This window comes from Shewanella benthica KT99, assembly GCF_000172075.1.
GTDB classification, from domain to species: domain Bacteria; phylum Pseudomonadota; class Gammaproteobacteria; order Enterobacterales; family Shewanellaceae; genus Shewanella; species Shewanella benthica_A.
On sequence record NZ_ABIC01000034.1, the window covers coordinates 37,219 to 47,647 of the forward strand.

The window sequence follows — 10,429 nt, forward strand, 5'->3', positions numbered from 1 at the left end:
AGATCCTATTATTGTTGTTTGAAGAGGCCTTTGGTACCTGCAATCCAGATATGACCTTGAGGATCTTGAACTATCGACACTAAATTCTCACCTTGGCGCTGCTCGACCAGCTGAGTTTTACCCGCTAACGTGACATCGATAACCACACCAGCATTACCGACGAGACGAAGGTTGCCGTCCTTTTTTACCATAACGCCATTGATGGTAGAGGTCACGGGTAATAAGATTTCGCTCCAGTTTGTCAGGCTTGCATCGGTTTTAAATACATGCCCCCGCAACCCCATAACAAATAATGAATCTTTAACATAGACAGCATTGAACATGGAGCCTTCATAGATAAAGTCTAACTTCTGCCATTGCCGCCCTTGATCATTGGAGACAGCCACTAAACCTAGTTCTCCCACCATCACTAACTGGTCGTTTGTTGTTGAAATAACCCGGTTAAAGTGTGGCAGCAAGGAGCTTCGCTCGCTCAAATAGAAGGCTTCGTCCTCGAGCTTTAATTCGGCCAAATAATCGACATCTTCTTCGAATAATAACTCTTGATGATACTCACTTTGCCAGTGTTCCCCGGCGTCATTGGTGCGATAAAACAGTCCATAAGCACCAACTGCGATGCCATTTTCCTCATCGAAGAAATGAATATCCAATAGGGGTTTTTCAATTTCCCTGGACTCCATCTGTAACTGCCAGGTTTTCCCTCCATCTTGGGTGCGTATTATGGTCGCATCGTGGCCAACGGCCCAGCCACGTTGAGGAGTGATTAAAAATACCTTAGTGAGATGAGCGCTGGTCGGGCTTGGCACTTGTAGCCACTGAGGGCTTGCCTGTTCATCGAAGACAAATACATGTCCCCGTTCGCCCACGGCCAGAACAGTGTCTCCATTCGTCGCAATATCAAGAATAATAGAATCAATGGCTAAAGCTTGTATTTGACCTTTAACATCATAGGCCTCATTAGCCAGCGCGCGAGCCTGTGAAAAAACAATTAACAACAGACAGATAGAGACTGATCGAAGCATGCTAAACAACATACAGACTTCCTTAAAGAATAGCGGGGCGGTGTCCCGCCCCTTAAAACTGAGGGTTAACGAATACCTGCACGTCTCAATGCCGCCGGTGTGAAGTTAGCTTCACTGAGCTTGGCGTCGAAATCATACATGCGGCCTTCATTATCTAAACCCATGGCGATATAACGACGGGACTGAAGATCGTGGAAGACCTCTAACGTAGTCCAATGTGTTGGTACTTCGTAGTAGTTGATTGCATGCGCAACCGCAACCCGATATAGCTCATCACGATTATCGTACATATCGGCAAGCGATACCTGCCATGAATCTTCATCTATATAGAAAACGCGCGTCTTATAGATATGTCGCATGCCCTCTTTAAGTTGAGCCTTAACCACCCAAACACGATGCTTTTCCCAACGGACAAACTCAGGGTTGATATGACCCGGTTGAATAATCTGATCGTACTCCAATTGATCTGAATGAAGTTTGTAATCGTTATAAGGAATATAAATTTCCTTCTTGCCCATAAGCTCCCAGTTATATCTGACTGGCGAGCCGTTGAACATGTCAAAATCATCCGTTGTTCTCAGGCCATCAGAGACCGAGCCCGGCGTATCGAATGCCACGTTAGGTGCCTTACGCACTCGACGCTGTCCCGTGTTATAGGTCCAAGCTTGTCTTGGTAAAGCTTCTTGATCCATGGTCTCTTTAACGAGCAGAGCCGTACCCGCAAGACGAGCAGGCTGAGTCACGACTTGCTTGAAATAAAACAGGGTATTTGAAGCTGCAAGCTTATCCAGCGTCATTTCAGGACGTGAATACTGAAAACGTATCTCTTCGGTCGTTTCAACCAACGTATAGCTGCCGCCAGCCGTAGGCGCGGCTTGACTACGTGAGGTTTTGACGTCAACACCACGAAAACGCAGTACATGATTCCAGATAACCTCTAATCCATTTTTAGGGATCGGGAAAGGTACGCCGATAGAGGCACCCTTCACGCCATTACCTTGGGAAACCAGCTCGGCACGCGTCGCGTTCGCCTTAGTCGCATCATAGACGAACTGAGGCACAGAAGCTGTACGTCTGGTTTGATAGACATTCATCTTGTAAGTGTCAGGATACAGTCCAAAGAGTTTGTTCTGACCATCGGTAAGGTGCGCTTTATACTTATCCTTGTTGGCATTAGTGATAGTAAATTCTATCTTATCACTGGCAAATGGATCGGGATGATGCATCCCCTTCTTATAGCCAGCTGGAGGCGTGGTGATCCCACCATCCCAGGCAGGAATAGAGCCATCGGCATTCGCCGACTTAACTCCGCCCAGAGGCGTCAGTTCAGAGCCTAATTTCGCCGCTTCAGCCTCGGTAACTTTTGCCCATGCACTCGGTACACTCAAAGCAACTATCACAGCCGCCGACAATATCGCAAGTTTCTTCATTATTATTGTCCTTGTGATCTAGATTGAATATTTGATGTTAAATGACACGTAATCACGATCTGACATCTGGTTTGTCGTGCCTACACCACCGAAAAAGCTGTTATAGGAGAAATCGGCTCCCCAACGGCTCTGGTAATCGAAGTTAACCCCAATAGACACAGATTTTTTGCCTTCAGTGAACAGGAACATAGGATCGGGAGTTATACCCTCAACATCATGTGAGAAAATCATCCGCGGCGACATGTTTACCCCGGCAAACAAGTTGTTGTAATCCGCTTTGACAATCAGACGATAACCCCAGGCAAAGTCTGTCGGGAAGGGGTTAGTCTCGGGGCCATTGTGAACGGCTTCGATAATTCCCGGCATATCAGGATTACCACCAGAGCGGGCCGTACCCGGACCATTGAGTCTTAGCTCGTCAAATCCTGGCATGTCGTGGATCCAGACGCCGCCAATCTCGGCCAACATGACCAAATTACTGGTCCCCAATGTCGGACCAAATAGATGAGTAAAGGTCGCCTGCGCCTGTGTGGTGTTTAAACGAATGAAACCTTCGGCATACTGGCCTGGTGCAACCGTGTCCATTTGAGATATACCATCAAAATCGGGACGAATACCTGCGTTAGCCAGCTGTTGCGGCATGGCGGCGAACAGGAGTTCCACATCATCAATTTGCAATGGCTCATCTTGACGATGGGCAATTTCCCCCGCCACCGACGTATCACCGATAAGCGTATTGAAACTAAAACCATAGAGTTGAATGTCTTCAGGGTACTCAATTTGCGCCTTAGAGAATGTCTCTAGACCCAGTAAAGTATCACGATCGACAGAACCGCCAGCGGCAGCTATTGCGCCGAGCCTTGCTAGATCACGTCCAATCGCTTCCTGAGTAAAGTTAGCCGTAGTACCACTGATCAACGGACGACGACTGTGATAATTCATGTAATACAGGCCAAACTCGGTCTCTCCCAGCTGGGGAGCATAGTAGCCAAGCTTAATACCGTATTGCCCAGAATCACTGGCGCTGGCCTGATCTTGGACTAAGGTCGCTTTGGTTGGATACGCCAGGGCTAATGCACCCAATTGCTCTGGGCTATATAGGCCAGACCCGATCATGGCAACAAGATCATTGTACTCAGAAATAAGAAAATCAAGGTTCATGTCAGGATTCGACTGAAAACCTAGCTGAGCATTCTGGCCATAACCAGCGTAACCGACGAAATCGTTAGTCGAAAAATATGAACCTGGTGTTGGCACCCAAATTGGCTCCCAATCGTACTGATAGAAAGCTTCCACCGAAAGTTCATTTGTGACTCCAAAAGATGCCCAAACCATACCTTGAGGTCTGTACGCTTCCTTGAGCTCGGCGCCTGGCGCATTGAGAATATTCAGATCCACCGCATTGATCACACCTATACCATGAGGAATGAGTGTGCTTTCTCCCCAGGAAATAACCTGTTGACCGACTCGGACTGTTAGCGGGTTGGCGCCATCGTTAAAATCGAAATCACCATAAACGAAGGCATCGAGTAGGCGAATATCTTTACATTGCACCTCTGATGACTTGGAATCGGCACAAGGATCGTACTCATTTCCCGTCAACGGGTCGCTAAAACCATAGCTGCCGTCATTGGCTTTCTGATCGTAGAAATACATACCACGAACAAACACACCGAAATTTTCATACTTAAGCGATAGCTCATGCAAGCCCTTAAACACGACCGCAGTAGTATCACCCTGAGAATAGAGTAGATTACTCAAGTCACCGTTACTGGAATAAGAGCCGGGCTGTGCCCAGATCTGATCCGAGCTGTACTTGGTATTACCAAATGCCGAATAGTTAGACCAATCAAATTGCGGGTGATTGACCTTACCTATGTGGCTGTCCCAATCACGCCCCTCTACACGCCAGCTCGCACCCGCTGACCATGTCGAATCGAACGTGCCTTCAACCTCTCCCCAATCGAAAGATACAGCATTGACACTGGATGTGGTCCCCATGCTCAGTGCCGCTACGATCCCTAAAGCAAGTGTCGACTTCATAAAGCTGTTGTTAACCTTTTTCATTTTAGCGCTTCTCCGTAACCTGCTGAATTCTTGTTATTAGGAATGGCAACCAACATCTTGTTAGCGTGCAGGTAACACTATTGTTACAGCATTTACATCTTATGAGCAAGGCGGGATTTAAGAAAATCTTCCAAAGAATTAAGGACGTTAGCTGATTTTAAAGCTTTATTTCAAACACTTGATTTAAAATCAAACATAGGTGAAGGTATTATTGCGGACAAGGTAAGTTAATTAACTGTAAATACAGTAAATTAACTTAGTTTCGAGCAAGAAAGCTTAGGGGGGCAAATTAATCACCCGTTTGAAGTAATTACTCTAGAGTGATTTAGACTTTACAAAGAGAGACCAGTTCTCCTTGAGCGTTTAGTTCCATCTTAAACTGACCCACAATACCCGAGCGTGTTAAGAAACGGCGAAAATGTCTGCCATGGATCCACAAGGTTCTGCCATTACGGTCATGGACTTCGACCTTATTCACCTCTCCTCGGTAGAATAGCTGAAAATCGTGATAAGTGATATTGAGTGAAAAATAAAAGATCATAAAGGCAACTACAAAAAATGAGACATAAGCCCCTAGAAACCAAGCTACTAGGGGCTGGTATGTTTAATGATTAACAGTAGATTTAGAGGCCAAGTGCCTTGGACACTTTCTCAAACAAGTCTGTAGATAAGTCTGGTAGGCCTAAGATACGCTCGAGGCATGCTTTCATCATAGCTTGTCTGCTTAAATCAAACTTTTTAAATTGAATCAAAGGCGTAATAATACGCGCAGCGACCTGAGGGTTCACCTTATTAAGCTTGATGATCGCATCGGTTAAAAAATCGTAGCCCTTGCCTTCTATGTGATGAAATTGAACCAGATTACCGGCGGAAAAAGCACCGACTAATGATCTGACCCTATTAGGGTTTGAGTAGCTAAAAGACTCATGTTCAGTCAAGGCCACTAAGGTGTCCAGACAATTATCATCACCACAAGTCGCATGTAAGGTCAGCCACTTATCCATCACTAATGGCGTCGCTTTCCACTTAGATTCATAATCTGACATCAGCTCAGTTCTGATAGGCGATGCTTCACCATTCACGGCTTGAAGCGCCCCTAAACTGTCAGTCATATTCTCCGCGTGACGATACTGCTTCTCGGCGTACTCTTGATATTCATCGGAGACTTTTTGAAGTAAGAATAGACAGATATTTTTAAGCGCACGAGCAGCGGCATTATCCTGCCCCATCAGTTCTCGGTAGCGAGTGAGTAACTCATCTTCACAGGCATTGGCTATCTCTTCGCTCACGAAGTCTCGCGCCGTCGCTAAGGCATCGAGCTCTACCGATTCAACTTGCTCTATGAGCGCGGCAACACTCGGCAGGGTAAAGATCTCTGCGACTAAGGCAAGATCTAAGCGTTCACAAAGCAGCACACCTCGATAGGCATCAACGACTCTGGGATCGACATGCATGGCTTGATTGAGCTGCAACTTAGCGACATTATCCCAAATCGACTGGCTTACCAGAGTCACTGATGCTTCCCAACGAGCAACTTCACTGTTGGCAAATCTCATTAGATGGACCAATTGCTCAATGGAATAATCGAACACCAATTTAACTGGAGCAGAGAAATTCTGCAGTAAAGATGGCACAGGTTTCTGAGTGATATCATTAAAGACAAACTCTTGGCTTGCCTGTTTAACATCGAGCACTTCACTCAACATCGACTCACCTTGACTGGATAACAACTCTAAGTCGAAAGGAATATGCAGCGCTTGCTTGTCTTTTTGCTCCGCTGACTCCGGAGTGCTCTGCATAATCCTTAAACGGTAACACGCGTTTGCCTCATCATACTCTTCTTCAACCGTCACCACTGGGGTGCCGGACTGACTGTACCACAGCTTAAATTGAACCAGATCGACGCCGCTCGCATCTTGCATTGCGGCAACGAAATCATCACAAGTGACCGCTTGACCATCATGACGCTCGAAGTACAACTGCATTCCGGCCTGAAATTTCTGCTCCCCGAGTAAGGTATGCATCATGCGGATCACTTCGGCGCCTTTGTTATACACAGTTACCGTATAAAAGTTATTCATCTCGATGACAGATTCGGGGCGTATTGGATGAGCCATTGGGCCTGAGTCTTCGGCAAACTGCTGATTCTTTATCACCTTAATGGCATGAATACGGTTAACCGCTCTCGAGCCCAGATCTGAACTAAATTCTTGATCTCTGAAAACCGTTAACCCCTCTTTGAGGCTCAACTGGAACCAGTCTCTGCAAGTCACCCGATTTCCTGTCCAGTTATGGAAATACTCATGTCCCACCACAGCTTCGATGCCGTGGTAATCATCATCGGTAGCTGAGTTGGTATCGGCTAAAACATATTTAGTGTTGAAAACATTGAGTCCCTTGTTTTCCATGGCCCCCATGTTGAAAAAGTCCACCGCTACGATCATGTAAATATCGAGATCATACTCGAGATTGAAGCGTGACTCATCCCATGCCATGGATTTTTTCAGTGACGCAATGGCATGATGCGCTTTATTTAAATTGCCTTTATCGACAAAAATCTGCAATTTGATGGCTTTATTGCTACGGGTAACAAACTCATCTTCTAATAAGTCAAAATCACCGGCAACCAGGGCAAACAAGTAAGCAGGCTTAGGAAATGGATCATGCCACTTGGCAAAGTGACGATCGCCATCGAGATCGCCCTTTTCGACCGGATTACCATTGCTTAACAGATAAGGGAAAGCGGCCTTATCGGCTTCTATACGCACCGTATAGATGGCCAGCACATCAGGCCTATCGAGGAAATAGGTGATTCGTCTGAAGCCTTCAGCCTCACACTGAGTACAATATGCCCCGTCTGACATGTAGAGACCTTCCAGGCTCAAATTTGCCTCTGGGTCTAGCTGAGTCACTATTTCGAGTTCAAACTCATCGAATTGTATATCTATACTCAGGCTCGTTAAGCCTTGCTTGTAGTTAACATCTCCACCATTGATTTTCACCGATAAAATTTTCATTTCATCTCCATCGAGTAACAAGCTTGTCGCTTGTCTGTCTCGTCTAACCACCTGGCTCTTAGCCATCACTTGAGTGTTTTTCCCATCTAAGTTAAAGCTCAAGTCCAGATGAGTGATGCTGAATGTCGGAGCTGTGTAGTCTTTTAGGTATTTTGCTTGTGCTTGTTTCATAAACAGACCTTAAATCCTTTGCAACGCTTATGTCGCCACAAGCTGAATAATAAATATAAAAAAACGCGCTCGAAGCGCGTTTTTAAAAATCATATCAATCTAGTGTGATTGGTTCTTGGCAAGCCTTTCACTGTCGACGAGATCTAAGGTGATATAGACAGTTTCATCGAGGAAGGCATCGGGGATGTTAACTTCTTCCTCATTCGACTTAGCCTCTTTATCATCGCTACTGGTCTCATCTTTATCATCCAAAGTTTTGACGATTTCTAAGCCTTGCTTAACACGACGTTCATTGAGTCTCTCGAGCTGTTTCTTTTCATTGCTTTCTCGATCGGCAACACGCTCGCTCTCGACTAATGACACTGTAGTTTCATTGTGATGCAGCTTAAAATCGACGATATCTTGGTTAACATATCCAAATTCCACATCGTTTTTTATGCGCTCTTGGTGTTTAGAATCTAAACGAGTCACCAGATTAGGATTGATGTCACCTAAGGTGCCATATTGAGCCACAGGCACCTTGTCCCAAGGCAGTGCATTATCTTCTTCGGCCTCACCATACTCACCCGGCTCTAATGCGCTCGGGAAAAAGATGTCGGGTGTCACACCTTTGAGTTGGGTGCTACCACCATTGATGCGATAAAACTTAGCTATCGTGTATTGCACATGACCAATAGGTTTATCATACATGTCATAGATGCGACCTAGACTCTTGTGTTGCTGCACAGTACCTTTACCAAATGTAGATTCTCCCACAATTAGCGCACGATCGTAATCTTGCAATGCCGCAGCAAAAATTTCAGATGCCGATGCGCTGTATCTGTCCACCATCACAGTCAATGGACCGCTATAGCTGGTACGGCCATCATTGTCACGATTCTGTGAAACCTTGCCGTTAGCATCTCTTATCTGAACCACTGGACCTTGCTCGATAAACAACCCGGTCAGCAAAGTGGCCTCGGTTAATGCACCGCCGCCATTGCCTCTAAGGTCGATGATGATACCTTCAACTTGGGCTTCTTTGAGTTTAACCAGCTCTTTAGCCACATCTTTTGATAGGTTCATATAGAAACCAGGGATCTGAATGACACCCACTTTACGATTTGCGTAGAGGCCATTATCAGGCTCTATCACTTCGGATGTTGCCGCTCTATCTTCGAGACGTATCTTATCTCTGATGATGACGACTTCAAAAGACTTCGCCGAAGAGCCCCCCTTCTTAGGTAAAATTTGCAGCACAACTTTGCTGCCTTTAGGACCCTTAATCAGTTCGACTACATCGTCTAATCGCCAACCGATGACATCGACGATCTCCTTACCTTCTTGACCTACACCAATGATTTTATCTTCGGGAAATAACTTTTCACTGGCCGCCGCTGGACCACCCGCCACAAGACTCTTGATAACTGTGTAATCATCATCCATTTGCAATACCGCACCAATCCCCTCAAGGCTCAGGTTCATCTCCATCTGGAAACGTTCGGCATTACGCGGTGAAAGATAACTCGTGTGTGGCTCGATGGTTCGAGAGAATGCATTCATCACACCTTGGAATACATCTTCACTCTTAGTCTGACTCAAACGTTTTATCGCATTGTTATAACGTTTTTCAAGCACTGGGACTATCTCGTCCCATGTCTTACCGGTCAATTTCAAGTTTAATGCATCGTATTTTACACGTTGACGCCAAAGCTCATCCACTTTCGCTTCATCTTTTGGCCAGGTCGCATTATCACGATCATACTGATATTTGTCATTAGGGACAGTGAAGTCCATCTCTTTGTCTAATAAGGTAAGTGCGTAAGCAAAACGGTCGTAACGTCTTTGTTGAACCCGTTCAAACATCTTATAAGCAGGTGTCAAATCACCGCTTTTAAGCATGTCGTCGAACTGTTTCGAATACATGTTGAAACTATCAATATCGCTCTGAAGCAGCACATTACGTCGATAATCCAGCTGCTTCAAATAACGTTTAAACACTTGCTCGGAAAAAGCATCATCTAAATCGAATCTGTGATAGTGAGAACGAGTGAAAAGGCCTGTCACGCGCTTGCTCGCAACTTTATGTTGTGGCTCCTGCGTTAAAGCGGGTAACTCGCTGAATGGAATTGTAGGTGTTAACGCCCACGCCGAAAATCCGACAAAAATACTGGCGATTGAGACAGCCAAGGTAATTTTTCGCATCAAGCAAGTTACTCCTTTACTAAAATTAAAGCATGATGAGCTCAACATTAACTTTTATGGTTAAGCCTGAGTCTAATTGGACTTGAACATCATTTCTCTTAATGTCAACGATAACACCAGAAACTGGCGACTTACCAAGTTTGATACTAACACGCTGATTTTGTTTCAGCTCATTTAACACTGCTGGCGTCAAATTAACAACTGGTGCAGGTTCTTTCGCTGGTTTGGCTCGTTTAGGCACGGATTTCTTGGCTTGCTTAGCAGCTTGCACTTCCTTCCTTGCCGCCGCAGCTTTTTCTACACGTTTCGCCTTCGCTTTTTCCTGACTCTCTTTAAGCGTCGATTGTGCGTGTTCGACATGTTCTTGCTCCAACTCTCCACACTCTTTTCCTTCGAGGTCGATGCGCTGAACACCTGCTTTTACACCCTTCAGATAACGCCAACTACTCGTATAGCGTCTCAAAGCAATTCTCAATTGAGTTTTACTGACTTTAGAATCATCAGCTAACCTTTCAGCCAACTCCTGAAACAATCCAAT

7 protein-coding genes are annotated in these 10,429 nt (G+C 45.5%); all 7 read right to left on the bottom strand.

From position 1 onward, the window contains the following. Window positions 1-8: 8 nt before the first annotated feature. Window positions 9-1,034 (bottom strand): WD40/YVTN/BNR-like repeat-containing protein, encoded by a 1,026-nt coding sequence (locus tag KT99_RS14660; protein ID WP_005501485.1) that lies wholly within the window; start codon window positions 1,032-1,034, stop codon window positions 9-11. 53 nt (window positions 1,035-1,087) lie between these two features. Then, entirely contained in the window at window positions 1,088-2,452 is a 1,365-nt protein-coding gene (locus KT99_RS14665; protein WP_005501486.1) for a DUF1329 domain-containing protein, read from the bottom strand. Window positions 2,453-2,470: 18 nt separating this feature from the next. Next, window positions 2,471-4,519, bottom strand: a complete 2,049-nt coding sequence (locus tag KT99_RS14670; protein ID WP_005501487.1) for a DUF1302 domain-containing protein — start codon at window positions 4,517-4,519, stop codon at window positions 2,471-2,473. A gap of 325 nt (window positions 4,520-4,844) precedes the next feature. Continuing rightward, the gene (locus KT99_RS14675) at window positions 4,845-5,060 is read right to left on the bottom strand and encodes a DUF2835 domain-containing protein (RefSeq protein ID WP_005501488.1); all 216 of its coding nucleotides are present in this window, start codon (window positions 5,058-5,060) and stop codon (window positions 4,845-4,847) included. Window positions 5,061-5,142: 82 nt separating this feature from the next. Beyond that, window positions 5,143-7,707, bottom strand: a complete 2,565-nt coding sequence (gene pepN, locus KT99_RS14680) for an aminopeptidase N (protein ID WP_005501489.1) — start codon at window positions 7,705-7,707, stop codon at window positions 5,143-5,145. A 99-nt stretch (window positions 7,708-7,806) separates the two neighbouring features. Then, window positions 7,807-9,891, bottom strand: a complete 2,085-nt coding sequence (gene prc, locus KT99_RS14685) for a carboxy terminal-processing peptidase (RefSeq protein WP_005501491.1) — start codon at window positions 9,889-9,891, stop codon at window positions 7,807-7,809. Between the two features lie 25 nt (window positions 9,892-9,916). Next, window positions 9,917-10,429, bottom strand: a 513-nt coding sequence (gene proQ, locus KT99_RS14690; RefSeq protein WP_050774370.1) for an RNA chaperone ProQ, incomplete at its 5' end; no start/stop codon positions are given.